The organism is Billgrantia aerodenitrificans (genome assembly GCF_021404405.1).
GTDB lineage: Bacteria > Pseudomonadota > Gammaproteobacteria > Pseudomonadales > Halomonadaceae > Halomonas > Halomonas aerodenitrificans.
On record NZ_JABFTV010000006.1, the window covers coordinates 299,536 to 323,251 of the forward strand.

Annotated in this window: 23 protein-coding genes and 2 tRNA genes; 12 read left to right on the top strand and 13 right to left on the bottom strand. The window is 62.2% G+C overall.

The annotated features are described in order from the left end of the window. Positions 1–28: 28 nt before the first annotated feature. Entirely contained in the window at positions 29–958 is a 930-nt protein-coding gene (locus HOP59_RS13425; protein ID WP_422676487.1) for an NAD(P)-dependent oxidoreductase, read from the top strand. A gap of 496 nt (positions 959–1,454) precedes the next feature. Here the strand turns inward: HOP59_RS13425 and HOP59_RS13430 are convergent. The 3 genes from HOP59_RS13430 to gltX all read right to left on the bottom strand — a co-directional run bounded on the left by HOP59_RS13430 (position 1,455) and on the right by gltX (position 3,186). Beyond that, positions 1,455–1,530 (bottom strand) — tRNA-Glu (locus tag HOP59_RS13430). 32 nt (positions 1,531–1,562) lie between these two features. Then, a tRNA-Ala gene (locus HOP59_RS13435) sits at positions 1,563–1,638 on the bottom strand. Between the two features lie 66 nt (positions 1,639–1,704). Then, complete coding sequence (gltX, locus tag HOP59_RS13440; RefSeq protein ID WP_010627748.1) at positions 1,705–3,186, bottom strand: glutamate--tRNA ligase; 1,482 nt, start codon at positions 3,184–3,186, stop codon at positions 1,705–1,707. Between the two features lie 243 nt (positions 3,187–3,429). On the opposite strand from gltX, the gene HOP59_RS13445 reads away from it, so the two are divergent. Then, positions 3,430–4,026 carry a helix-turn-helix domain-containing protein gene (locus HOP59_RS13445; protein WP_234254261.1) on the top strand — a complete coding sequence of 199 codons (597 nt, stop codon included), beginning with the start codon at positions 3,430–3,432 and terminating at the stop codon, positions 4,024–4,026. A gap of 17 nt (positions 4,027–4,043) precedes the next feature. On the opposite strand, the gene HOP59_RS13450 is transcribed toward HOP59_RS13445, so the two are convergent. From HOP59_RS13450 to HOP59_RS13460, 3 genes are all read right to left on the bottom strand, one after another. After that, positions 4,044–4,622, bottom strand: a complete 579-nt coding sequence (locus HOP59_RS13450; RefSeq protein WP_010627745.1) for a hypothetical protein — start codon at positions 4,620–4,622, stop codon at positions 4,044–4,046. A gap of 150 nt (positions 4,623–4,772) precedes the next feature. Continuing rightward, complete coding sequence (locus HOP59_RS13455; protein ID WP_234254262.1) at positions 4,773–5,354, bottom strand: hypothetical protein; 582 nt, start codon at positions 5,352–5,354, stop codon at positions 4,773–4,775. Positions 5,355–5,426: 72 nt separating this feature from the next. Beyond that, positions 5,427–6,026 (bottom strand): hypothetical protein, encoded by a 600-nt coding sequence (locus tag HOP59_RS13460; RefSeq protein WP_234254263.1) that lies wholly within the window; start codon positions 6,024–6,026, stop codon positions 5,427–5,429. 1,035 nt (positions 6,027–7,061) lie between these two features. Between HOP59_RS13460 and HOP59_RS13465 the strand changes: the two genes are divergently transcribed. The 4 genes from HOP59_RS13465 (at position 7,062) to putP (ending at position 13,205) form a co-directional block, all read left to right on the top strand. Further along, entirely contained in the window at positions 7,062–7,436 is a 375-nt protein-coding gene (locus tag HOP59_RS13465; protein WP_010627741.1) for a hypothetical protein, read from the top strand. A gap of 59 nt (positions 7,437–7,495) precedes the next feature. Beyond that, entirely contained in the window at positions 7,496–8,311 is an 816-nt protein-coding gene (locus tag HOP59_RS13470; RefSeq protein ID WP_010627740.1) for a helix-turn-helix domain-containing protein, read from the top strand. A 180-nt stretch (positions 8,312–8,491) separates the two neighbouring features. Beyond that, the gene (gene putA / locus HOP59_RS13475) at positions 8,492–11,683 is read left to right on the top strand and encodes a bifunctional proline dehydrogenase/L-glutamate gamma-semialdehyde dehydrogenase PutA (protein WP_234254264.1); all 3,192 of its coding nucleotides are present in this window, start codon (positions 8,492–8,494) and stop codon (positions 11,681–11,683) included. Between the two features lie 43 nt (positions 11,684–11,726). Further along, positions 11,727–13,205 (top strand): sodium/proline symporter PutP, encoded by a 1,479-nt coding sequence (gene putP, locus HOP59_RS13480; protein WP_010627738.1) that lies wholly within the window; start codon positions 11,727–11,729, stop codon positions 13,203–13,205. A gap of 72 nt (positions 13,206–13,277) precedes the next feature. Here putP and HOP59_RS13485 read toward each other — a convergent pair whose 3' ends face one another. Beyond that, positions 13,278–13,574: a hypothetical protein gene (locus HOP59_RS13485; protein WP_234254265.1), complete on the bottom strand. Its 297-nt coding sequence runs from the start codon at positions 13,572–13,574 to the stop codon at positions 13,278–13,280. Between the two features lie 267 nt (positions 13,575–13,841). Here HOP59_RS13485 and HOP59_RS13490 point away from each other — a divergent pair, with 267 nt between their 5' ends. Both HOP59_RS13490 and HOP59_RS13495 read left to right on the top strand, forming a co-directional pair. Beyond that, the gene (locus HOP59_RS13490; RefSeq protein ID WP_234254266.1) at positions 13,842–14,447 is read left to right on the top strand and encodes an OmpW/AlkL family protein; all 606 of its coding nucleotides are present in this window, start codon (positions 13,842–13,844) and stop codon (positions 14,445–14,447) included. A gap of 206 nt (positions 14,448–14,653) precedes the next feature. Beyond that, positions 14,654–15,280: an OmpW/AlkL family protein gene (locus HOP59_RS13495; RefSeq protein WP_234254267.1), complete on the top strand. Its 627-nt coding sequence runs from the start codon at positions 14,654–14,656 to the stop codon at positions 15,278–15,280. A gap of 54 nt (positions 15,281–15,334) precedes the next feature. On the opposite strand, the gene HOP59_RS13500 is transcribed toward HOP59_RS13495, so the two are convergent. Continuing rightward, positions 15,335–15,667, bottom strand: a complete 333-nt coding sequence (locus HOP59_RS13500) for a YqcC family protein (RefSeq protein ID WP_010627734.1) — start codon at positions 15,665–15,667, stop codon at positions 15,335–15,337. Positions 15,668–15,922: 255 nt separating this feature from the next. Here HOP59_RS13500 and HOP59_RS13505 point away from each other — a divergent pair, with 255 nt between their 5' ends. From HOP59_RS13505 to HOP59_RS13520, 4 genes are all read left to right on the top strand, one after another. Then, positions 15,923–16,954 (top strand): DUF3549 family protein, encoded by a 1,032-nt coding sequence (locus tag HOP59_RS13505; RefSeq protein ID WP_234254268.1) that lies wholly within the window; start codon positions 15,923–15,925, stop codon positions 16,952–16,954. 24 nt (positions 16,955–16,978) lie between these two features. After that, positions 16,979–17,416, top strand: coding sequence for an ATP-dependent zinc protease family protein (locus HOP59_RS13510; RefSeq protein WP_234254269.1), 438 nt, complete (start codon positions 16,979–16,981; stop codon positions 17,414–17,416). 29 nt (positions 17,417–17,445) lie between these two features. Further along, a complete protein-coding gene (rimK, locus tag HOP59_RS13515) occupies positions 17,446–18,354 on the top strand; it encodes a 30S ribosomal protein S6--L-glutamate ligase (protein ID WP_234254270.1) in 909 nt (302 codons plus the stop codon). A gap of 110 nt (positions 18,355–18,464) precedes the next feature. Next, positions 18,465–18,908, top strand: coding sequence for a hypothetical protein (locus HOP59_RS13520; protein WP_010627730.1), 444 nt, complete (start codon positions 18,465–18,467; stop codon positions 18,906–18,908). 13 nt (positions 18,909–18,921) lie between these two features. On the opposite strand, the gene HOP59_RS13525 is transcribed toward HOP59_RS13520, so the two are convergent. The 5 genes from HOP59_RS13525 to sufC are packed head-to-tail and all read right to left on the bottom strand — an operon-like array spanning position 18,922 to position 23,668. Next, complete coding sequence (locus tag HOP59_RS13525) at positions 18,922–19,644, bottom strand: SanA/YdcF family protein (protein ID WP_234254271.1); 723 nt, start codon at positions 19,642–19,644, stop codon at positions 18,922–18,924. 55 nt (positions 19,645–19,699) lie between these two features. Continuing rightward, positions 19,700–20,272, bottom strand: a complete 573-nt coding sequence (gene sufT / locus HOP59_RS13530) for a putative Fe-S cluster assembly protein SufT (RefSeq protein ID WP_010627728.1) — start codon at positions 20,270–20,272, stop codon at positions 19,700–19,702. Between the two features lie 2 nt (positions 20,273–20,274). Further along, the gene (locus HOP59_RS13535) at positions 20,275–21,534 is read right to left on the bottom strand and encodes an aminotransferase class V-fold PLP-dependent enzyme (protein ID WP_234254272.1); all 1,260 of its coding nucleotides are present in this window, start codon (positions 21,532–21,534) and stop codon (positions 20,275–20,277) included. 14 nt (positions 21,535–21,548) lie between these two features. Further along, positions 21,549–22,919 (bottom strand): Fe-S cluster assembly protein SufD, encoded by a 1,371-nt coding sequence (gene sufD, locus HOP59_RS13540; protein WP_234254273.1) that lies wholly within the window; start codon positions 22,917–22,919, stop codon positions 21,549–21,551. Then, entirely contained in the window at positions 22,916–23,668 is a 753-nt protein-coding gene (gene sufC, locus HOP59_RS13545; RefSeq protein ID WP_234254300.1) for a Fe-S cluster assembly ATPase SufC, read from the bottom strand. The genes sufD and sufC overlap by 4 nt, the downstream gene beginning before the upstream one ends. Positions 23,669–23,716 lie beyond the last annotated feature (48 nt).

Here is a 23,716-nt window from a genome sequence, read left to right on the forward strand (position 1 = left end):
CGCACTTCACAACGCAGCCACGCGAAAAATGGCGATGCAAGGCTGCCACCAACAAAAGAGGGAACAGCATATGCAAGAGAAAATCTCCACCGTCGCCTTCATCGGCTTGGGCGTGATGGGCTACCCAATGGCCGGACATCTGGCCCGCGCAGGGCTCACCGTACGCGTCTACAACCGTAGCGAAGGCAAGGCCAAAGCCTGGACCGAGCAGTTCGGCGGCAGCTACCACGCCACTCCTGCGGAAGCCGCCCAACGAGCCGATCTCGTCTTGGTCTGCGTCGGCAATGACGACGATGTCAGGCAGGTCACCACCGGTGAGCAGGGAGCGCTATCGGGCATGCAAACAGGCAGCCTACTGGTCGACCACACCACGGCCTCTGCCGATCTCGCCCAGGAGCTCGACGCCGCCTGCCGCGAACGTAACATCGGCTTCATCGACGCCCCCGTTTCGGGCGGCCAGCAGGGTGCCGAGAACGGCACACTGACCATCATGTGCGGCGGCAACGAAGCGGATTTCTCTCGCGCCGAGACCACCCTCGCCCACTACGCCAGAGCCGTCACCCTGATGGGACCGGTCGGCAGCGGCCAGTTGACCAAGATGGTCAACCAGATCTGCATTGCCGGTTTGGTCCAGGGGCTTGCCGAGGGCCTGCACTTCGCCGAACGGGCCGGTCTCGACCAGCAGCGCGTGATTGACGTCATATCCAAGGGTGCCGCCGGCTCCTGGCAGATGGAGAACCGCCACAAGACCATGATCGCCGATGCTTACGAGCACGGCTTCGCGGTCGACTGGATGCGCAAGGATCTGGGCATTTGCCTCGAACAGGCTCGTAGATTGCAGGCACGACTACCCGTCACGGCTTTGGTCGATCAGTTTTACGGCGACGTCCAGGTAATGGGCGGAGGGCGCTGGGACACCTCTTCACTGCTGCGAAGACTGCGCGGACATGACGACTGATTCACCTCACGCAACCTAACACGCTTGGAGGCGTCGCCTACCCGCGACACCTCTAAGTGAAAAGCATCAGAAAAGGACTAACCTTCTCTTGACAGCCGTCACTTTTCACGGAGCGAATCCAGCCTTTGGCAAGGGCGGCACGTTTTCCACACATTCTGTGGATAACCCTGTTCACAACCTCAAGAAAACACCATCAAATCGGCATGAGAAGGGGCTTGCAGTTAGATTGGCTATTTTTTGATCAATCATAACCTATTGAAATCATTGATTTTTTGCAGCCGCACACTTCCCAATGGACAATCTGGAGATTTACGCACAGGCGCACGCACCGCACACTGTGCAAGTGGACAAGTCAAGCCGGAAAAGCTGGAAAAACGGCAACTTCAATGGGTTTTTCACGCATAGCGACCCGCCCAGATGAGAACCTATCCCAGGCGTGAACGGGCGAGACTTATTGAGGGCAAAGCGATGTAGACCAGGGTCCACAAGAGAGAAGTGGCGTCCCATAGGGGGTTCGAACCCCTGTTCCCGCCGTGAAAGGGCGGTGTCCTGGACCACTAGACGAATGGGACGCAATGTCGTTCAAATATCGGCACAAGGCGTTTGGTGGAGCCTAGCGGGATCGAACCGCTGACCTCGACACTGCCAGTGTCGCGCTCTCCCAGCTGAGCTAAGGCCCCACAAGTGCCGTGAAGACGGGGCGTATAGTACTGATCCACCCCGTCTTCGTCAAGAAGAAATGGGGATTATTGCAGGTCGCGGTACTCCTTCTCGAAGCGCTTGGCCTGCTTCTTGGACACGCCCCCCAGCGCCTCGATGGCATGGCGCAGCCGAGCCCGGGTCACATCGGAACCGAGAATGGCCATGGCATCCATCACCGAGGTGCTGGCCGCAGAGCCGGTGATGGCGATGAACACCGGCGCCAGAAACTCCTTCATCTTCAGTCCGAAGTAACCGGCCAGCAGCTTGACCTCGGCGAGCAGCGCCTCCTTGTGCCAGGCCGGCACCGCCTCGAAGCGCCACACGAGGAACTGCAGCAGCCTGACGAGCTCTTCGCGCTCCAGCTTGATGTCTTCGAAATCCTGCTCACTGACGCTCGGAACGCCGCTGAAGAAGTGGCCGGCCAATGGAGCCACCTGCGAAAGCGTCTCTACCCGGGTACGCACCTGGGGCAGGATCTGACCGACGTACTCTTCGTTGAAGGCCCACTCCATGAGCGCCTTGAGAAAGGCCCTGTCGTCGAGATCCTCGCGAATGTAGAGCCCATTGAGCCAAGTGAGCTTTTCCAGGTCGAATACCGGCCCACCGAGCGACACGCGCTGGATGTCGAAGTGCGCCATCATCTCGTCGAGCGAGAACTTCTCCCGCTCGTCCGGCATCGACCAGCCCATGCGGCCCAGGTAGTTGATCACCGCCTGGGGCAGGAAGCCCATACGCTTGTAGTAGTTGATGGAGGTGGGATTCTTGCGCTTGGAGAGCTTCGACTTGTCGGGATTGCGCAACAGCGGCATGTGACACAGCACCGGCATTTCCCACCCGAAGTACTCATACAGCAGTTGATGCTTGGGCGCCGAATTGATCCACTCCTCGCCGCGCAGCACGTGGGTAATGCCCATCAAGTGGTCGTCCACTACGTTGGCCAGGTGGTAGGTGGGCATGCCATCCGACTTCAACAGCACCTGAGCGTCGACCTGCGCCCAATCGACCTCGATGGTGCCACGCAACATGTCATCAATGACACAGGTACCGCTGCTCGGCACCTTCATGCGCACCACGTAGGGCCACCCTTCCCGCTCGCGACGCGCCACCTCTTCCTCCGGCAGCGCCAGGTCAGTGGGCTTCAGCGCGAGATGCAGGCCACTTGCCTTACGCGCCTCTCTCAGCTCATCCAGCTCTTCACTGGTGCGGTAGCACTTGAAGGCATGCCCGGCCTCGATCAACTGGCGCGCATGCTCGGCATAGATATCGCCCCGCTCGCTCTGGCGATACGGACCATGCGGCCCGCCCACGTCGGGACCCTCGTCCCACTCGAGCCCCAGCCAGCGCAGGGAATCGAGGATCATCTGCTCGGACTCGAGCGTGGAGCGCACCCGGTCCGTATCCTCGATGCGCAGGATGAACTGCCCACCGTGCTGCCTCGCAAAGCAGAGGTTGAACAGCGCGATGTAAGCAGTGCCTACGTGGGGATCGCCAGTGGGTGACGGCGCAATACGAGTACGTACGGTCATGTCGTCCTTATCCAGTCGGGAAAACTCATGGCGGCATTATACGCACCTGGCACGACGGGGGCAGCCGCACCGGCCGCCTTGCTTCCGCCAAGCACGCCAGTCACCCCAGGCATGTTTATTGCCGTTGCCGCTCGCGGCACGGCCAGGGATGGTGTGTAAAACGTTGAACTGCCAAATTTGCACACTTAACATGGATCATTGACAATCACTTTCCTTTGGTTCTTCTGTCTTCAGGTTGATGCAATGGACTCACTGGGTAATAGAATCAAGCAATTAAGATTGCAGGCAAATCTCAACAAGGCTGCACTTGCCAGAAAGGTCGGCGTATCGGATGTCACGATCTCGTACTGGGAGTCGGGCGCGATCAAGCAGATCGGTCATGAGCGGCTGGTAGCACTGGCAGATGCTCTAGGCTGTACACTGGGGCAACTGCTCGAAGGTGAAACGCAGCTCCTGACCACCCCGCTTTACCTTCGCGGCCAGCCACCAGCGCCCTGGCAAGCTACCAACTCGAATCGTATTGCGTTATCCCGGGAGATCTTGAATAGTGTCAGCTGGGACGGTGAGTGCTATCTCGTCACCCCCGCACCAGGGGAGCGTTTCGATTATCTGGAGAATGGCGACCTCGCTGCTTTCGGCCCCACGGAAAGCTGCGACCGGCCGGGACACTATCTGATCGAAGGTGCCGGCGGCTTGTATATCGGCCAGTTGGAACTCAGTGAAAACGGCGAGCCAGTGTGCCGTAGCGAGGATGATGTCGGAGCCTTGCCGACCCCGCTGGAGGCCTCAGAGAAAATCGTGGGGCGGCTACTGGCACGCTGGCGAATGGAAGGCGCCTGAGTGGCGCCACTCTACCTTTATTCCACTTCAAGAACGTCGACCTGATCGGTAGTCCGACGAGGCTCACTGCCGATCAAATATCGCCGCGAATAGCTGGCCACCTGCCCCAGCCCATGCCGGGCGCTCCTGACCAGTTCTCCTTCCAAGTGCTCCCCTTGATCGCCGATTCGCTCGCGCACGGCAGGCGGCTGCACGCTGGCCTCCACCAGGTTGACGGTAATGAGGTAGCCGCCATCCGGCAGGCCGCTACCGGGACCGAAGGGCCCTGTGGCAAAACCACCGTTTTCGACCACGGTGCGCGATTGCCAGCGCACACCGCTCAACTCGCGCTCCACTATCACCAGCAGCCGCGTCTCGTCAGGCAGGTTGGTCTCTCCATCGATCATCAAACGACGATCGCTACGCAGGGTAGCCGAGGCGTGCATTTCGACCGCCAGCGGCTCCACTTCGACCGGTTCTTCCACCGGCTCGGTAACGTCAGTCGGCTGTTCGAGTTCGGCCTCCTCCTCCGCCGGTGTGCCATTGCCGTCGCCGCCACAACCCGCCAGCCATACCGCAGCCATCAGGCTTATACAGGATCGACGCCATGCCTTCATGCCTTTCTCCTGACCGAACATTGCCCTACTAGACTAACACTCCGGCAGCCGACAAGTCCTGCCCAGCGCGCATCCTTCGCCCGACGCGACCGAATGCCCCCTCCTTGATAGGGACAACACATGACGACATGGGCTCCCCGGGAGCAGAGACTATCTCTCTTTATCAGTGAGCAATAATTCGTAATGCCAATGCTCGTAGGGCAGGCAGGGAGTCACTTGCTCACCAAACTGCGCCAGCCTGGCAGCCACCTCTGAGCACTCTACCTGTGAAAAGAATGGACCAATGGCTCGCTCCCTCTCAGCTTGCATCAGACTGAAGTGAAACAGCGCCTGGGGCAAGACACCCGCGCCCAGACTCAGCGGTCGCTCCCCCTTCAGCCTGCCCGCTGCGTCGGCAAGAGCACTGCACAGGTTTACATGCCCGGCCGTAATGGCGCCATCAACGTCAGTTACGACATCATTGCGCCCACCCAGGTGGCAAATTTCCTTGTAAAGTTGAAGCAGCGCCAAAGCCTGCTGACGGAAATGGCCATGCCGTTCTGCATCCTCCCATGCCGCGGCGGCTTTTCTATCGGTTTTTACTTCCCGCTCCAGCTCTTTCTTTTCAACCGAAGCCTCGATACTTCGACTAAGCACAACCCAGACAGGCAAGGCCAATGCGAGAAGCAGGCAAACCACCATGGTGCGAAGAAAAGCACCTTTTCTGATTGTCTTTTCATTGCCTATAAACATTCTATCCCTCTCTCAGATTACTGAATCGCCTGAAAAACCAACAACCCACAGGTGACAATCCAGCAGCCAATATCATTGCAGAGAGCTATAGAGTGTCGGGCTTCGTGACATACCGTAAGGGTTGCAACGCGAGACACGCTCACCCAGCCGTATCAAACGTTCCGCAATCTCTACGCACTCCTCCTGAGTCAAGAAAGGCCCCATGACCTGCTCTTTTTTTTGGGAATGAAACATAAATTCATGCAGCTTCGGGTAAAAACCGCCTCCCCCACTGAGCCGATCGGCATAAGTATCGACCATGCTTGCTGCATCGGCAAAAACATTACATAGTGCTTCATAGCGCAATAAATACGAAGGGTGCAGCGAGCTCTTTCCTTCATCGCCGAAGTGCTCTGCGAGCAGGCAGTAAAACCGCTGCGCATCGAGAATACTCAAGGAACGCAAAAAAACGTCCTCATCGACTCGCAACAATTCCGCAGCTTGTGCGGAGTAGGAGCTCTTGATTTTTTCATACATGGTCATTTCGGGCTCCTGGCCGACAGCAGCACTCATACTAACTCCATGCGACCAGAACAACATCCACGACATGAAAGATATAAAAGACACGATTGCAACAATAGGGCCATTTTCTTCAAGAAGTTTCGATCCCGCCTTCCAAATTAGCCTGATCATTTTTCTTCTCCTGCGCTCACGATTCCCTGGTGATATTTGCGTATTCTTGACAGCACCTCTTGTATATCAGACAGCCTCAACCGACATGAGCCGAACGCCGAGGATGCTCACCTCTTACCTGACTGAAAATTCCCATCCAGCCCAAGAACGCCAATGCACGGCCAACCGGACGTTCGTCTTGTTTGGCCACGCTGGCTGACGGCTGTCTACCCTGCCATCGTTGGCAGGCAAAGAAATTAACGCACGTTAAGTTTCTGCAGCTTAATTTTCATTCCGTTTCGCTTTGACCAAAAGTGTATACTATGAGTTACAGTTATCGCTCCCGCCCCACCTGATCGTCACCCTATGTCGGCAACCGCTCCGCTCGCGAGCAGCTTATGAGCAAAGAAAAACCCGGCGCTGCGCCAGGCTTCAAGCGATGTGGTTCCTCTCCAGCTCACCAAGACCTCTGTCCTGCATCCAGGGCGCCACAAGCAAGCCGCGCCAACAAATCACAAAGATGAGCCACAAAGAACGAGCCCCCAGCAATACCGATACTGGGGGCCAATATATTGCTTTATTCAAGATTTCAAGATAAATGTAGAACTCCCTGGCCTGCATGACGTCCTGTCTCGCCCGGCCATCCCTGTTCCTTTCTGTTCGGGCTTCCTGCCTCGTTATCATTAACAATAGCCAGGCTTCCGCCATGATCAAGAAGACTTGAGAAACTGAACGTTTCCTTGTGCATCAAAAGCCCGGCCATGGGCCGGGCCGTATTTACGCGTCCCTGGTGAGAGATTGCCGACACGCAAATACCTCGCAGCGACAGAGAGCCTCACTGCGCTCGATCGGCCGGTTTGCCATGCTTTCCTGCAGGACGGTACAATTTTGCTCATCCGCCAGCGGCTGACGCAGCGGCTACGAACGCTCGTTCCCTTTCAGGTGCTTGATACTGCATGTCTATGACAGGGGGCGATGCCATCCCCACCGGCCTTGGCTGCGCACCGATGCCTCACCGCCGCAAGTCCGGTCCCAGCTTATCAGCGTGGCCCGAACATGGCTCTCTTCCTGCTCATCTTTGCCGTTTGCTTGTTCATTATCGGCGGCATGGTGCTGGTGCTTCTCTTTTCACGTACGCCCCGTTACCGCACCGAGCCGGAGCAGTTGCTGGAGCTGTTCGACAAGGCGATCGCCAACCAGGTCGGTGAGACCGAGTGGAACGTCGTGATCAACTATCCGATTCGCCACGACGACTATCTCGACGGTGTGAGACGGCGCGCCCAGCATTTGATGCAGGAGCACGGTCGCCCCTGGCAAGTGGCTCAGGGCAAGCCCCTGCTCAACAAGACGGGCCAGGCAGAGCTGACGGCATTACGCAACCACCTTGATGCCCACCTGCGGCTGCGTGAAAGGCAACGCAACGAATCGTAGCGTTGACACAACATTGATGTGGTAAGCTCTGTTACGACAGCCACATGCGGGAGGCCCTCATGTCCAGCGTCATACGCCAGATTCCGCTCGATACCGCCACTCAGCACCACTCCCATGACTTTCATCAGATCGTGATCGGTCTGCAGGGCCGGGCGGAGTTCGAAATCGAGGGCCTGGGTGGCGCCATCTCTGCCCTTTCCGGCTGCATCGTGCCTGCCAACCACGTTCACTACTATGTCGGCCAGGGCCAGAACCGCCAGCTCATCCTCGACCTTCCGGCAGATGCCCCTTCGCTCACCGGCTATCATCATGAGCTGTCACGCCTGTTCGACGCACCGCGCTTCTTCGCCCTGGACAAGCCGCTCCAGCACTATCTCGACTTCCTGCTACTCGAGCAGGGCGATAGCCAGGACGGGTTGAGCTCGGCACAGAGCGACCGCCTGGCCGCGACCTTTCTCGGCTGCCTGCACGCCAGACTCGGCGGAGAAACGTCGCCACCGGCAAAACGCCGTCTGAACCTTGCCAAGCTCGACCGCTTCATCGACCGGCACCTGGCGGCACCGATCTCCGTGGCCGACCTTGCCGGGCAGGCCTGCCTCAGCGAAGCCCACTTCAGCAGCTGCTTCCGTGAGCAAACCGGCCTGTCGCCGTGGCAGTACGTACGCCGACGGCGCCTGGAGGCCGCCCGCCGGCTGCTCGAGGAGAGTCGCATGCCATTGTCACAGATTGCGGTGAGTACCGGCTTTGCCCATCAGAGTGCGCTGTCGCATGCGTTTCGCAGTGCTTTCGGCTGCCCGCCGAGCCAGATCCGGCGCGCCGTTCTGGATCGCCCCTCCCCTCTCGACATCACCAACCGACTACAACATACGACTTAAGTCTAAACTTCAATGGCACTGCGGCATTCTGCCGCGAAATTCATAAATCCTTCCCGGTTTTTGGCAAGCAGCCCAGTTCAACCGGCCCTACAGTCAAGGAAGACACACCCATGTTCGGGCAGAGCGCCACGCACATGGCGTTTTGCCGTTCTGGAACGGGTGGATACCCGGGGGATTCCTATGCTCAATGCCGATACCATGCTGAATGCTGCTACCTGGCAGCAGGATCTCGATAGTCTGTTCTCGCGTATCAGCGAACATTACGTCGTGGACGAAGAGACCTTCGTCAAGGAGCTAGTCAGCGTACTCAGCGCCAATCCCGAGGATTTCCGGCGCATTGCCAGCAAGACCGCCGAACTAGTGCGCGAAGTCCGCGAGATGGATACCGCCGTCGATACGATCGATCAGTTGTTGCAGCAGTACAGCCTCGACACCCACGAAGGGCTGATGCTGATGTGCCTGGCCGAAGCCATGCTGCGCATTCCCGATACGGCCACGGCCGACGCGCTGATCGAAGACAAGCTCGGTCCCGCCGACTGGAAGGCCCATGTCGGGCAGAGCGACTCCTGGCTGGTCAACGCCTCCACCTGGGGGTTGCTGATGACCGGCCACGTGGTCACCCTCGACAAGCCGCGCGACGGTAAGCCTTCGGGCTTCATCAACCGCCTGGTCAATCGCATGGGTGAGCCGGTGATCCGCCGCGCCATGTACGAGGCGATGAAAATCATGGGTAAGCAGTTCGTGCTCGGCCGCGACATCGACGAGGCGCTGAAGCGCTCCCGTCCGCTGTTCGACAAGGGCTATACCTACTCCTACGACATGCTGGGCGAAGCAGCACGCACGCGGGCCGACGCCAAGCGCTACTTCGACGACTATGCCAAGGCCATCCAGCAGGTCGGGCTGACCAGCACCAAACTCACCGAACGAACCCCGGCGCCTTCGGTATCGATCAAGCTCTCGGCGCTGCACCCGCGCTACGAGTTCGGCCGTCGCGAGCAAATCCTACGCGAACTGGTGGGCAGCGTAAGCGAATTGGTGACCATGGCCCGCGAGCGTAACGTGGCGCTGACCATCGACGCCGAGGAAGTGGATCGCCTGGAGCTATCGCTGGAAGTGTTCCGTGCCGTCTACGAGAGCGACGCCTGCAAGGACTGGGGACACTTCGGCCTGGTGGTGCAGGCCTATTCCAAGCGTGCCCTGCCGGTGCTGCACTACCTCAATCGTCTGGCCGAGCGTCAAGGCGACGAGATCCCCGTGCGCCTGGTCAAGGGCGCCTACTGGGACAGCGAGATCAAGGAGTCCCAGCAGCTAGGCGTCGAGGGCTATCCGGTCTATACCCGCAAGGCCTGCACCGACGTAGCCTACCTGGTCTGCGCGCGTTTCCTGCTCTCCGACCAGACCCGCGGTCGCATTTTCCCCCAGTTCGCGACGCATAACGCCCACACCATCAGCACCATCCTCGAGATGGCCGACGAGGCGACCCGGCCGTTCGAGTTCCAGCGCCTGCACGGCATGGGCGAGGCGCTCTACGACGCGGCCCTCAAGCGCGCCCCCAAGGGTACCTATTGCCGTATCTACGCGCCGGTGGGAGCGCACAAGGATCTACTGCCCTACCTGGTGCGCCGGCTGCTCGAGAACGGTGCCAACTCCTCGTTCGTGCACCAACTGGTCGACCCCAAGGTGCCGGTGGAGACCCTGTGCGTGCACCCGGTGGAGACGCTGAGCCAGTATCGCACCTTCTCCAACCCACGGATTCCGCTGCCGAAGGACATCTACGGCGCAAAACGACACAACTCGAGGGGAGTCAACCTCAACGTGCGCAGCCATTACGAACCGCTGATGAAGGCCATGTCGGGCTTCATGGAACGCAGCTATGACGTCGCCCCCCTGCTGGCCTTCGATGTACAACGCAACCCGGCCAACGTGCACGAGGTATTCAGCCCCTATGACCGCCGTCAGCGGGTCGGCAGCGTGCAGTGGACCACCCGCGACCAGGCCGCCCGCGCGGTGGATGCCGCCTGGGCCGCATTCCCGCGCTGGGAAGCCACGCCGGTAGCCGAGCGCGCCGCCATCATTCGCCGCCTGGGCGATCTGATGGAAGAGAATCTGGCCGAGCTGATGACGCTGTGCTCCCGCGAGGGCGGCAAGCTGCTCACCGACGGCGTCGACGAGATCCGCGAGGCGGTGGACTTCTGCCGTTATTACGCCATGCGCGCCGAAGAGCAGTTCGGTGAGCCCCTCGAGCTGCCCGGCCCCACCGGCGAATCGAACCGCCTGATGCTGGGCGGCAAGGGCGTGTTCGCCGCCATCAGCCCGTGGAACTTCCCGGTCGCGATCTTCTGCGGTCAGGTGGTAGCAGCTGCCGTGGCCGGCAACAGCGTGCTGGCCAAGCCCGCCGAGCAAACCTCTATCGTGGCTCACCGTGTCATCGAGCTGCTGCACGAGGCCGGCATGCCCCGCGACGTGGTGCAGTTGCTGCCGGGCGACGGCCCCACCGTGGGCAGCGTCCTCACCTCCGACCCGCGCATCACCGGGGTGGTCTTCACCGGCGGCACCGACACCGCGCAGATCATCAACCGCGCTCTGGCCGCTCGCGAGAACGCCCCGCTGCCGGCACTGGTCGCCGAAACCGGCGGCATGAATGCACTGATCGTCGACTCCACCGCCCTGCCGGAGCAGGTCGTGGCCGACGTGATCCAATCGGCTTACCAGAGTGCCGGCCAGCGCTGCAGCGCGCTGCGCGTGCTCTACCTTCAGGAAGACGTGGCCGACCGGGTCATCGAGATCCTGCGCGGCGCCATGGACGAGTTGCACGTCGGCGATCCCCGTGACCTGGGCACCGACGTGGGCCCGGTGATCGACGAGGATGCACGCAAGAACCTGCTGCCGCATATCGAGAAGCTCAAGGGCGAGGGGCGCCTGTTGGCCGAGACCCGCCTGGATCCGGCCCACACCGCGCATGGCACCTTCGTGCCGCCGGTGGCCTTCAGCATCGACGCCATCGACGCCCTCGAGCGGGAACAGTTCGGCCCGGTACTGCATGTGGTGCGCTACAAGGCCAGCGAGATCGAAAAAGTGCTCGACTCGATCAATGCCAGGGGCTACGGGCTGACCTTCGGCGTACATAGCCGCAATGAATCCTTTGCACAGCTCGTTGCGCAGAAGATTCGCGTTGGCAATGTGTACATCAACCGGAATATCATCGGCGCCGTCGTGGGTGTGCAGCCGTTCGGTGGGCAAGGTCTTTCCGGTACCGGCCCCAAGGCGGGCGGACCGCACTATCTGCTGCGTTTCGCCACGGAGAAGACCGTGACCGTCAATACCGCCGCGCTGGGCGGTAACGCGTCACTGCTTGCGCTGGGAGACGAGTAACCGCGCTCGTCATTGACCACAACAACATTTGAAGGAACCCCTCATGGTTCAGAATAACATGGCTATCGGTTTCACCTTCGTGGTGTACCTCTTGTTGATGCTTGGCATCGGTATCGTCGCCTACAAGCGTACGACCAACCTTTCCGACTACATCCTTGGCGGGCGCTCGTTGGGGCCCTGGACTTCGGCGATCTCCGCCGGAGCCTCGGACATGTCGGGCTGGTTGCTGCTCGGCCTGCCCGGCGCCGCCTATGTCAGCGGCATCTCCGCCAGTTGGATCGCCGTGGGCCTGCTGATCGGCACCTGGCTCAACTGGCTGATCGTGGCGCGCCGCCTGCGCCTCTACAGCTTCAAGGTCAGCGATGCCCTGACGCTGCCCGAATACTTCGCCAACCGCTTCCGCGACAAGTCGCAGCTGCTACGGGTGATCTCGGCGATCTTCATTCTGCTGTTCTTCCTCTTCTACACCAGCTCCGGCCTGGTCGCCGGCGGACGGCTGTTCGAGACGGTGTTCGGCTACGATTACACGCTGGCCGTCACCATCGGCACCGTAGCGGTGATCTCCTACACCTTCTTCGGCGGCTTCCTGGCGGTCTCCTGGACCGACCTGATCCAGGGGCTGATGATGGCGGCAGCTCTGGCCATCGTGCCGATCATCGCCTTCGGCGACCTGGGCGGCACCACAGGCGCCGCTGCGGCGCTGGCGGCGGAGAGCGAGTACATGCTGGCCTGGTTCCGCGACGCTTCCACCGGTGAGACGCTGACCTTCATCGGTATCGTCAGCTCGCTTGCCTGGGGCCTGGGCTATTTCGGTCAGCCGCACATCCTGGCGCGCTTTGCCGCCATTCGCAGCGACCGTGACATACCCGCCGCTCGCCGCATAGCGGTGACCTGGACCGCCATCGCCCTGATCAGCTCTGTGGCCGTGGGCCTGCTGGGTGTCGGCTTCGTTCAACGCGACCTGGCCGATGGCGAAACCGTGTTCATGGTAATGGTCAATCTGATCTTCCATCCGGTGATCGCCGGTATCCTGCTCGCCGCCATCCTGGCCGCGATCATGTCCACCGCCGACTCGCAGCTGCTGGTTTCTTCCTCGGCGCTGACCGACGACTTCTACAAGGCGATCTTCCGCAAGGATGCCAGCCAGACCGAGCTGGTCTGGGTCGGCCGCTTCGCCGTCATCGCCATCGCCATCGTCGCTTACCTGCTGGCGCTCAACCCCGATGCCACCGTGCTCGACCTGGTCGCCTACGCCTGGGCCGGCTTCGGCGCCGCCTTCGGCCCGGCACTGATCATGTCGCTCTACTGGCGCCGCATGAACAAGTGGGGTGCCCTGGCCGGCATCGTGACCGGTGGCGTGACCGTGGTGGTCTGGGCCGAGCTGTCCGGCGGCATCTTCGACCTCTACGAGATCGTGCCGGGCGTGATCCTTGCCTACATCGCCATCGTGGTGGCGAGCCTGGCCACGGAAGAGCCCGACCTGCGTGTCACAGCCGACTTCGACACCTTCGACGAAGCGTAATCGACAGGCAGTAGCTCACCGTAGACGAAAGCCGCCCTCGGGCGGCTTTCTCGTCCTTGCTCAAGCAACCCCTCATGCCAGCCACAGGGCGCGAACGACCACCAGCAAGGTGAAGGCGGCCAGGGCCGCCAGGCTGATCGGCGGGCTGGTGGCCTGACGCTGCCAGTAGCTCCGCAACTCAAGCCCCAGCGGTTGCATGAATGCCGCTCCCAAGGCCCATACGCCCAGCGCAATGGCGGGCAGCCTCAGCGCCATGGGCAGTCCGCTGATGAGCGCGGGCTGCACGAGCAACCACAGCGCAAGCGCCGCAGCCAACAGCATCGCGCCGAGATTGAGCCAGATGGGGGGGGTCTGTACCTCGACTCGCATCGTCTGCCTCCTGCTTTTCCTATTCAAGGCTTAGCTGCAAGTGCTCTGTCTCGCCATGATGCAGCACAGCAATAATTGTACAGCTCGCCTACCTTCGCCAGCATATGCGCGCTCATGAAATTAGAGAGCCTTGGCATTACGACAATCAATCAAGCCAATCAGTGCCATAACAAATTTAAACAAGACTTTTAGAAACAGTGTTCGTATAGTTGGAGGCGTTCAACACTGCCGGGACTCCGGCTCGAGTGAAAACTGGAGGACGCTGTTATGAAACCGATTCGCCTGATTCCCGTAGTAGCTCTCGCTGCTGGCTTTACCTTCGCCAGCCAGGCAGCCCTGGCCTACAGCGCTGGCGACGCCTTCGTGCGTGGCGGCGTCGCTCAGTCGGACGTTCGCTCGGACAACGGCCAAGCCGGTGGCGTGGATTTCGATCTCGGCACGGCACGGGGCTTCACCTTCGGCGCCGGCTACCTGTTCACCGACAACATCGGTATCGAGCTGAACAGCTCCGAGAAGTTCGAGCATGACGTCGCCCTGGGTGGCGCCGACCTCGGCACCATCGACCGCATGCCGGTGAACCTGCTGGTCAACTACTACCCGCTGGGCGGCTTCGACTCCCGCGTGCAGCCCTACGTGGGTGCGGGCCTCAACTACACCCGCTTCTCCGGCGAGCCCGAGGGCATCGATGCCCGTCGCTCCTACGGCGCCGTAGGCCAGGTGGGGATCGATCTAGCCATCACCGACAACTTCATGCTCAACGGCTTTGCCAACTATGCCGACGTCGATGCGCGCCTCTCCTCCGAGGGGGAAGCTATCGGCACCGTCAAGGTGGACCCGATGACCATCGGCGGCGGCGTAACCTTCCGCTTCTGAGCAAGGCAACGCAATGCCAAGAACGCCGGGCCCCTGGGCCCGGCGTTCTTGTTGGTCACCCCTCTTAAAGGAGCATTATAAATACCTGTTATAGTTTCAATCGCAACCATTGCCCTGGATCAAGAATCGACCCGCAGCCGCTGAGTAGACTTCTCTCATTGAACGGCAGCTTCACAACTGCCTCTTTGAAACGACAGGAGTCGACCATGCGCAAGCACGTCCTTCCCACGCTCGTCACTTGCGGCCTCGCCGCGACAGCACTGCTGGCCAGCAGCCAGGCGCTCGCCTACAACCAGGGCGATTTCATCACCCGCGTGGGCGTTGCCCATGTCGACCCCAAGAGCAACAACGGCAGCCTTGCGGACGGCACCATCGACGTCGACGTTCGCAGCGACACCAACCTGGGCTTCACCCTGGGTTACCTGTTCCACGACAACTTCGGCGTCGAGCTGCTGGCGGCGCTGCCGTTCAAGCATGACATTCGGCTGAATGGTGAGGATCTTGCTTCCACCAAGCATCTGCCGCCGACCCTGACTGTGCAGTACTACCCCCTGGGAGGTACCGGTGCACAGCTCCAGCCCTATGCCGGTATCGGCCTCAACTACACGCATTTCTTCAGTGAGAAGAGCGAGCTCGGCAATCTGGATCTCGACAGCTCCTGGGGCCTGGCAGGCCAGTTGGGTCTCGACGTGCGCCTGGATGACAACTGGGGCCTCAATGCTGCCGCCTGGTACATCGATATCGATACCGACGTCAGCCTGGGCGGTACCGACCTCGGCAAGGTCAGCGTCGACCCCTGGGTCTTCATGGCCGGCATCAGCTACCGTTTCTGAGGAGTACGCTGACGCAACAGGGTCCGCCGACTGGCGGACCCTGTTGCTTTCAGCTCAATTATCCGTGACCAACCGGTCGATCTCTTCCACTGCCTTGCACAGCAGCAGGCGGTCGTTGGCGCGCGCTCCCTGCTGCGCCAGGTAAGTCTCCAGCACCGGCGCCACATCGCACTTCTCCGGCATCGGCGCTTCCGCTTCGATCAGTGCATCGAGCCTGGCGATGAACACGAAGCGCAGCCACTGCGGCAGGTCCATGGTGTCGATGCAAAAGGGTTGCTGGCTCTCGTACGCGTCGGGCGTCGGAGCACTCATGCGCCACATGTTGGTGGCTTTCATCGTGGCTTCGAGGCGGCGCAAGGCCACATCGAGCTCATCGTGGACCGTCATGTCGAAATACCTGAAGCGAATGTACCTTCATTATATCCCTCCAGCCCCGCCTTCTGGCCAGGACCGCCAGCGGACTGTTCACAGATTCGCTGCAAGAGACTGTGGATAAGCTTTGGAAACCTGCTCCGGTAGCAGAGAATACGGGGCTTCGCCAGGCATGCTCATTTCTTGATCAGATTGCGACGATCCGCGCCGACGAGTGGCTGACAACCCCCCGGCCGTCACGGTAGAGTGCACGCTCAAAAGGGAGCCGATATGCAGCCGATTCATTCGCTTCACGATTTTTTCCTCCGCACCGGGGCCGATGTGCATCTCTACCACATGGGGCGCCGGGTCGAACCGTGCTCCATGGCGACCCTGGCAAGCCTGGAGGACGATGGAACCGCCTGGCCGCTGCCCTGGCAGGGTCAGGCGCGCCTGGGCATCGTCTTTCGTCTGGGTGACCTAACCGATCCGCTGATCTGGTTTCTGGCACTGCCGCTGGACGAGCAGGGGCAACTGGTAGCGGCACCGCGGGATGCCTTCCTGCAGCGCCTGCTGGTCACTCTGGGGCGCAACGTGGAGCGCGCCGGTCGCGAGCCCGAACATCAGGGACAAATCGACAATCTGATGCACGACAACCCGCTGGCCTTCACGCCATCGCTGCCCTTTCAGGCCATGCTGCATGCACGTGCCACCTACGATCTCGACAAGCCGGCGAGCCCCCATCTGGAGCCGGTGGAAGCCTATCTCAGCGGCCAACAGCCGGTAGACTGGCAGTTTCTCGGCTTGCAGGGGCTGGCCGATTTCGTCGTCCGCCTCGACAGCGAATCGACCCAGGCGTTGATCGATTCGCTGCCGCAGTTGCCCAATGAGGTGCTGGTGACACTGTGCTATTGCCTCGAGCACATGGCCATTGCCGATGGGCTCGCCACCGCGCTGCGACACCGGGGCGATCAGGCAGCCCAAGCCGGCGATCTGGAAACCCTGTGCGCCTGCGTACGCGCCGTGGGTGGCGCCAGCCCGGCACTGGCCGGCGCCTGGTACGATGCCCTGCTGGACGACCCGGCCGCCTGCGGCCCCGACCTGCTGGCCGCCATTGCCGCGCGGGGCTGGAACCACCTGGAACACGGCGAGCGGCTGCCACGTTTCCTCGAGCGACTGGCGCAGCAGCCAGGCACCGACTTCGCCTCTGCCGCACGCGACCTGGCGCTGATTCCCCGTCTGAGCCTGCCCGTGCTGATGGTGCTGCGCGAATCGCGGCGTGACACCCCCATCGGCCAGCGCTTGGCCGAGCTGGGCCACTGAGTATGGATAGCTGGACATAATGTCATGAAGGAACTGCCCTATACTCCGAAAGCCGTCATCGGCCGCCTCGAGATGGCTACCCTGCCGACGATCGGCATGACCGTTTGCGCCAAGATCGATACCGGCGCCTATACCTCGGCGCTGCATGCGGAAGATATCGAGATCTTCGAGGAAGATGGCCATCTGTGGGTCAGCTTCACGACGCGCAGCGGCGGGCTGGAGTCGCCACCGCACCAGCACCGCACCCATCTGCACGACCGTCGGCGGGTGACGAGCTCCAACGGTCACAAGGAGTGGCGTTACGTGATTCGCACGCCGATGCAGCTTGGCGAACTCGACATGATGGTGGAACTGACCCTGACCGACCGCAGTGACATGCGCTACCCCATGCTGCTGGGCCGACGCGCCCTGCGCCGGCTGCTGGTGGCGCCCGGCGTCACCTTCCTGCACGGCGAACCCTGACCCACTCGGCCATACGTCCGGAGCCCAAGATGCATATCGCGCTGCTGTCACGCAATCGCAACCTCTACTCCACGCGACGCCTGGTGGAAGCCGCCGAACAGCGCGGCCACAAGGTACGGGTCATCGATACCCTGCGCTGCTACATGAGCATTGCCGCCCATCACCCCTCGATTCACTACAAGGGACAGGAGATCGAGCGCTTCGATGCGGTGATACCCCGTATCGGGGCATCGGTCACCTTCTACGGCTGCGCCGTGCTGCGCCAATTCGAGATGATGGGCACTTACGTTCTCAACGACTCGGTCGCCATCACCCGCTCGCGGGACAAGCTGCGCTCGCTGCAGTTGCTTTCGCGCAAGGGTCTGGGCCTGCCGATCACCGGCTTCGCCCACTCGCCGGACGACATTCCCGACCTGATCACCATGGTCAAGGGCGCGCCGCTGGTCATCAAACTGCTGGAGGGCACCCAGGGCATCGGCGTGGTGCTGGCCGAGACCAACCAGGCTGCCGAGTCGGTGATCCAGGCCTTCATGGGCATGAAGGCCAACATCATGGTGCAGGAGTACATCAAGGAGGCCCGCGGCGCCGACATCCGTTGCTTCGTCATCGGCGACAAGGTGGTCGCCTCGATGAAGCGCCAGGCGGCCGAAGGAGAGTTTCGCTCCAACCTGCATCGCGGCGGCACGGCCAGCCTGATTCGCATCACCCCGGAGGAGCGCTCCACGGCCATTCGTGCAGCCAGGGCGATGGGGCTGCGGGTCGCCGGTGTCGACCTGCTACGGGCCAATCACGGGCCGGTGATCATGGAGGTCAACTCCTCGCCGGGGCTGCAGGGAATCGAGACGGCTACCGGCAAGGACATCGCCGGGCTGATCATCGAGCACATCGAGAAGAATGCCAGCGCCTCGCGCAAGGCACCGCCCAAGCCCAAAGGGTAATTGCGAGAAAAGCGCCTGTTTTTGTAGAAAGGCTACTTATTTCGCCTGCGGGGGTAGCAAAACAGTGTTTCCCCCGCCACAATCTGCGTCACCGGAGGAGGTGACCGCTCATGTTTCTCGACAATCGCCAGGTGGCGATGGACAGCGTATTGGAAGCGCTGGCTGACAGCATCGACTATTTCCAGGACAATCTCGAGCGCCTGCGCCCTTCCCTGCGTGAAACGCTCAAGCCGCACTACGAGGCGCGCGCCAAGGCCCTGCAGAAGCTCCGTGAGCTGGCCAGACGGCACCTCAAGCTGCTCCCGCGCGATGCCGATGTCGAGCGCGACGACTACATGTGGCTGTGGAGCCGCCTGAAGAGCTTCGTCGGCAACGAGAGCCAGGTCGTCATCGGCGAACTGCTCGAGCAGGAGCGCGTGTTGATGCAGGCCCTGGCAACGCTTTATACCCACCCCCTGCCGAATCCCCTCGAGCCGGTCGTGGAGCAGTGCTGGAAGGAGTGCCGGGCGCTGATCCGCGAACTCTACCGGCTGCAGAAAGAGCGTCGCCGCTGATCCCAGAGGGCCGCTACTCGAAATCGAAGTCCAGATCGGGCTCGAGATCCAGCAGTTGGCGCCAGGTCGGCGGGACGATCTGCAGCGGCTCCAGCGGCCCCAGGAAGTACGGCTCACGTCCCCATACGTAGAGATCCCCCACGGTGGCGGCACGCGCCATCCACTCCCTCGCCTGCAACCGCCAGAGCCCTGCCACCGGGCGTGAAGGCGCACTGCAGCCGCGCACTTCGAGCCCCAGCGCGTCGGCAATGAAAAGCGCCCGGGGCAGATGCCACGACTGGGTGACGAGCAGCGCCTGCTCGACGCCGAAAACGTCACGCGCCCGCGCCAGCGTATCGAAGGTACTGAATCCGGCGTAATCGAGGGTCATGTCCTCGTCGCGCACGTACTGTCGGCGCAGGTCGCGCCACATGCTGATCGGTTCGTTGTACTGGCGGGTACGGTTGTCGCCGGAGAGTAGCAGATGCTCGACCCGCCCCAGCCGCAGCAGACGGGAAGCGGCATTCATGCGCGCCTCGAAATGCGGGTTGCGCACGCCGCTACGGGTCCAGCTCGAAGTGCCGAAGACGATGCCGACACGCTCCGGACCGCACAGCGGTAGCTCATACTCGATACGCGAGTGAGTCTTGCCCAGCACCCAGAGGTTGGCAGAGACGAACAGCAGCGCTGCCAGCAGCAGCACGGCGCCGAGCGTCATCAGAACGAACTTGAAGGTTTTCCACAGCAGCGCCTGCATTCACCGTCACCGGTCGAGGAGATGGACGGCCCTCATCGATAGCGAGGGCCAGCCGCTAGAACATGCCGAGTTCCAGCTTGGCCTCATCGCTCATCATCTCACGGCTCCAGGGCGGATCGAAGACGATTTCCGTATGCACTCGGCTGATTTGCGGGGCACCGAGGATCTTGTTGCGCGCATCGGCGGCAATCACGTCGCCCATGCCGCAGCCGGGCGCGGTCAGGGTCATACGGATGGTGACGATGCGCTCGCCGCTGATCAGCCGTTCGATGCGACAGCCGTAGACCAGCCCCAGATCGACGATGTTGACCGGAATCTCGGGGTCGAAGCAGGTCCGCAGCTGGTCCCAGACGAACTGCTCGATCTCCTCGTCGCCGGCATCCTCGGGCAGGGTCGGGCGCGGCAGCGGCTCAAGGCCCAGGGCATCGAGGTTGCTGCCCTCGATCAGGTAGAGCCTGCCCTCGAACCCGACGCTGACCGAGCTGCCCTTGGCCTGCATGACCGTGACCTCGCTATCCTCGGGCAGCGAGATGGTCTTGCCGAAGGGGATCGAGATGACATCCACGTCGCGCTGCAGCGGCAGCTTCTGCCCCTTCTGCAGGCTCGCTATCTGCTCGATGCTGGTCATGCTCAGCGCACCATTCCGATCACACGTTCCAGGGCCTCGCCGAAGGCGTCGACCTCCTCCAGCGTATTGTAGGCGGCAAACGAAGCCCGACAGGTCGCCGTCACGCCGAAGTGCGCCAGCAATGGCTGGGCGCAGTGGTTGCCGGTACGGATCGCCACCCCGAGCTGATCGATCAACAGCGCGATGTCCTGGGAGTGCGCGCCGTCGACGACGAAGGAGAGCACGCCGGCCTTGTGGGGTGCGGTGCCGAGAATGCGCAGCCCGTCGATGCGCGACACTGCCGCCGTGGCCCGCTCCAGCAGTCTTGCCTCCCAGGCGCCGATGGCATCGAGCCCCACACCGCGCACCCACTCCAGCGCCACGCCCAGGGCGATCACCTCGGCGATGGCCGGCGTGCCCGCCTCGAACTTATGCGGCACGTCGGCGAAGGTGGTCGGGACCTCGAAGGAGACGCTCTTGATCATCTCGCCGCCGCCCTGCCACGGCGGCATCGCCTCGAGCAGCGCCGCCTTGCCGTAGAGCGCGCCGGCCCCCGTGGGCCCGTAGACCTTGTGCCCGGAGAAGGCGTAGAAATCGGCGTCGATGGCGCGCACGTCCACTGTCTGGTGCGGCGTGGCCTGGGCGCCGTCGACAAGGATCAGGGCGCCGTGCTCATGGGCGATGGCCGCCATCTCACCCACCGGATTGACGGTGCCGAAGGCGTTGGAGACGTGATTGACCGCCACCAGCCGGGTGCGCTCAGTGAAGAGCGCACGGTAGGCATCGAGGTCGAGCACGCCGCGCTCGTCCACCGGGATCACCTTGACCACGATACCGAGCTGGCTAGCCAGCAGCTGCCACGGCACGATGTTGGAGTGGTGTTCCAGCAGCGACACCAGCACCTCGTCGCCGGCCTTTAGGTTGGCCCGGCCCCAACTATTGGCCACCAGATTGATCGCCTCGGTGGTACCGCGGGTGAAGACGATCTCGCGGCGGTCGGCGGCATTCAGAAAGCCGCGCACTGTCTCGCGAGTGGCTTCGTAGGCCGCCGTCGCCTCGTCGGCCAGGGTATGCAGGCCGCGGTGGATGTTGGCGTTGTAGCGGCTGTAGTAGTCGCGAAAGGTATCGATCACCGCCAGCGGCGTCTGGCTGGTGGCGGCATTGTCGAAGTAGATCAGCGGCCGGCCGTGCACCTGCCGTTCGAGGATCGGGAACTGGGCGCGAATCCCGGCCACGTCGAAGGCCGGAGTGTCGAGTTCGTGCTCGGTGGCCAGGTGATTCATCGCTCTCTCCTCGCTCACTCGTCGTGCAGGGCCACGGCGGCTTCCACCAGCCCGGCCAGGTTGAAACGCTCCGGCAGCTTGCCGGCCACCGCCAGCTCCACCCGTTCGGAGATGGCATCCAGATCGACCAGCTCCATCACCTCGCCGGCGAAGGCCAGGGTCAGCAGGCCGCGGGCGGTCTGCTCATCGATGCCGCGGGTGCGCAGCGCGTAGATTGCCTCTTCGTCGAGCTGGCCGGTGGTGGTGCCGTGGGAGCACTTGACGTCGTCGGCGTAGATCTCCAGTTCCGGCTTGGCGTCGATCTCGGCGCGGTCGGAGAGCAGCAGATTGGCGTTGCTCTGGAAGCCCTCGATCTTCTGGCTGTCACGCTTGACCACTACCTTGCCGTTGAACACGCCACGGGCGCGGTCGTCGAGGATGCCCTTGTAGTTCTCGTTGGAGAAGGTACGCGGGGCGTTGTGGTTGGCCAGGGTGTGGTTGTCGATGTGCTGACGCCCCTGACCGTAGAACAGCCCGTAGAAGTTGGCCTCGGCCCCCTCGCCGTTGAGCTCACCGATCAGGTCGTTGCGCACCAGCCCGCCGCCCAGGTTCAGGTTGAACGAGGTGTAGCGGCTGTCGCGGTTCTGCTCGACGTGAATGCTGGCCACGTGCAGGTCGGCCAGCGGCGCCTCCTGCAGCTTGTAGTGGGTCAGGATCGCACCGCGGTCGAGCATCAGTTCGGCCACCAGGTTGGTGAAATTGGCCGCCTCGCTCTCACCGACGTGATGCTCGATCAGCGTAGCCTGGCTGCGCGCACCGGCCTCGACCAGGATGCGCGGATGGCTCATCACCGGCGCGGCATTGGCCCGGGACAGGAACTGCAGCAAGATTGGCTTCTCCACCACGCTGCCTGGCGCCAGGCGCACCACGGCGCCCTCCTCCATGAAGGCGGTGTTGAGCGCCGAGAACGGCGAAAAATCGACGCCGGTGAGGCGTCCCAGAGGGCCACCCACCGCCTCGTGATTCTCGGCCAGCGCCTGTGAAAGAGGCAAAACCGCCACCCCGCCGGGCAGCTCGCTCAGATCGGAGAGCGCCGCCGAGAACACGCCGTCGACGAAGGTCAGCCGGTATGCCTCGATGGGCAGCGTGATCGCCGCGGCCGAGGCCGGCGAGAACTCGGCGCTGTCGGTCAGGGCGAAATCGCCCCGGGCGATGGCGCGTACGTCGGTGTACTTCCACGCTTCGTCGCGACGAGTGGGGAAGCCGAGAGCCTCGAAGCGAGCCGCCCCGGCCTGACGCCGGGCGGCGATCCAGGTCGGCTCCGCCCCCTGTGCGGCACGGCGCGCGGCGCTGCGCTCTTCGAGGCGCGTCAGAAAGGTCGTCACTTCGCTGTTTACCTCACTCATGCAGCGGACTCCTCCACGACCCAGTCGTAACCGCGGGATTCCAGCTCCTTGGCCAGCTCGGCATCGCCGCTCTTGGCAATGCGACCGTCGACCAGCACGTGCACGCGGTCGGGAACGATGTAGTCGAGCAGACGCTGATAATGGGTCACCAGTAGAATGGCGCGCTTCTCGTCACGCAGGGAGTTGACGCCGTCGGCCACCACGCGCATGGCATCGATGTCGAGACCGGAGTCGATCTCGTCGAGCATGGCCAGCTTGGGCTGCAGCACCAGCATCTGCAGGATCTCGTTGCGCTTCTTCTCGCCGCCGGAGAAGCCCTCGTTGACGGCGCGCTGCAGGAAGCTGGCGTCCATCTTCATCTGCGCCAGCTTCTCCTTGACCAGCTTCATGAACTCCGGCGCCGGCACCTCGCCCTCGCCGCGCGCCTCGCGCTGGGCGTTGAGAGCCGCCTTGAGCAGGTAGATGTTCTTCACCCCGGGAATCTCCACCGGGTACTGGAAGCCCAGCAGCAGGCCCGCCTGGGCACGCTCCTCCACCTCCATCTCCAGCACGTCCTGACCCTCGAAGGTGATCGAGCCTTGGGTCACCTCATAACCATCCTTGCCCGCGATCACCGCCGAGAGGGTCGACTTGCCGGCCCCGTTGGGGCCCATGATGGCATGCACTTCTCCGGCGTTGATGGTCAGGTTGAGACCCTTGAGGATGTCCTTGCCTTCCACCTTGACGTGCAGATCCTTGACTTCGAGCATCATGAGTACCTTTTCGATTCTGGCGAGCCGCCAACGCGACCCGAAAAA

What these genes read in the sequence shown, in the direction of transcription:
- sufC (WP_234254300.1), bottom strand. Translation starts at nt 23,668, where the DNA reads ATGCTCGAAGTCAAGGATCTGCACGTCAAGGTGGAAGGCAAGGACATC.
- HOP59_RS13505 (WP_234254268.1), top strand. Translation starts at nt 15,923, where the DNA reads ATGCAGCCGATTCATTCGCTTCACGATTTTTTCCTCCGCACCGGGGCC.
- HOP59_RS13465 (WP_010627741.1), top strand. Translation starts at nt 7,062, where the DNA reads ATGGCTCTCTTCCTGCTCATCTTTGCCGTTTGCTTGTTCATTATCGGC.
- HOP59_RS13445 (WP_234254261.1), top strand. Translation starts at nt 3,430, where the DNA reads ATGGACTCACTGGGTAATAGAATCAAGCAATTAAGATTGCAGGCAAAT.
- HOP59_RS13470 (WP_010627740.1), top strand. Translation starts at nt 7,496, where the DNA reads ATGTCCAGCGTCATACGCCAGATTCCGCTCGATACCGCCACTCAGCAC.
- gltX (WP_010627748.1), bottom strand. Translation starts at nt 3,186, where the DNA reads ATGACCGTACGTACTCGTATTGCGCCGTCACCCACTGGCGATCCCCAC.
- HOP59_RS13520 (WP_010627730.1), top strand. Translation starts at nt 18,465, where the DNA reads ATGTTTCTCGACAATCGCCAGGTGGCGATGGACAGCGTATTGGAAGCG.
- sufT (WP_010627728.1), bottom strand. Translation starts at nt 20,272, where the DNA reads ATGACCAGCATCGAGCAGATAGCGAGCCTGCAGAAGGGGCAGAAGCTG.
- rimK (WP_234254270.1), top strand. Translation starts at nt 17,446, where the DNA reads ATGCATATCGCGCTGCTGTCACGCAATCGCAACCTCTACTCCACGCGA.
- HOP59_RS13535 (WP_234254272.1), bottom strand. Translation starts at nt 21,534, where the DNA reads ATGAATCACCTGGCCACCGAGCACGAACTCGACACTCCGGCCTTCGAC.
- HOP59_RS13525 (WP_234254271.1), bottom strand. Translation starts at nt 19,644, where the DNA reads ATGCAGGCGCTGCTGTGGAAAACCTTCAAGTTCGTTCTGATGACGCTC.
- HOP59_RS13455 (WP_234254262.1), bottom strand. Translation starts at nt 5,354, where the DNA reads ATGTTTATAGGCAATGAAAAGACAATCAGAAAAGGTGCTTTTCTTCGC.
- putP (WP_010627738.1), top strand. Translation starts at nt 11,727, where the DNA reads ATGGTTCAGAATAACATGGCTATCGGTTTCACCTTCGTGGTGTACCTC.
- HOP59_RS13460 (WP_234254263.1), bottom strand. Translation starts at nt 6,026, where the DNA reads ATGATCAGGCTAATTTGGAAGGCGGGATCGAAACTTCTTGAAGAAAAT.
- HOP59_RS13450 (WP_010627745.1), bottom strand. Translation starts at nt 4,622, where the DNA reads ATGAAGGCATGGCGTCGATCCTGTATAAGCCTGATGGCTGCGGTATGG.
- HOP59_RS13495 (WP_234254267.1), top strand. Translation starts at nt 14,654, where the DNA reads ATGCGCAAGCACGTCCTTCCCACGCTCGTCACTTGCGGCCTCGCCGCG.
- HOP59_RS13425 (WP_422676487.1), top strand. Translation starts at nt 29, where the DNA reads ATGGCGATGCAAGGCTGCCACCAACAAAAGAGGGAACAGCATATGCAA.
- HOP59_RS13485 (WP_234254265.1), bottom strand. Translation starts at nt 13,574, where the DNA reads ATGCGAGTCGAGGTACAGACCCCCCCCATCTGGCTCAATCTCGGCGCG.
- sufD (WP_234254273.1), bottom strand. Translation starts at nt 22,919, where the DNA reads ATGAGTGAGGTAAACAGCGAAGTGACGACCTTTCTGACGCGCCTCGAA.
- HOP59_RS13490 (WP_234254266.1), top strand. Translation starts at nt 13,842, where the DNA reads ATGAAACCGATTCGCCTGATTCCCGTAGTAGCTCTCGCTGCTGGCTTT.
- HOP59_RS13510 (WP_234254269.1), top strand. Translation starts at nt 16,979, where the DNA reads ATGAAGGAACTGCCCTATACTCCGAAAGCCGTCATCGGCCGCCTCGAG.
- HOP59_RS13500 (WP_010627734.1), bottom strand. Translation starts at nt 15,667, where the DNA reads ATGACGGTCCACGATGAGCTCGATGTGGCCTTGCGCCGCCTCGAAGCC.
- putA (WP_234254264.1), top strand. Translation starts at nt 8,492, where the DNA reads ATGCTCAATGCCGATACCATGCTGAATGCTGCTACCTGGCAGCAGGAT.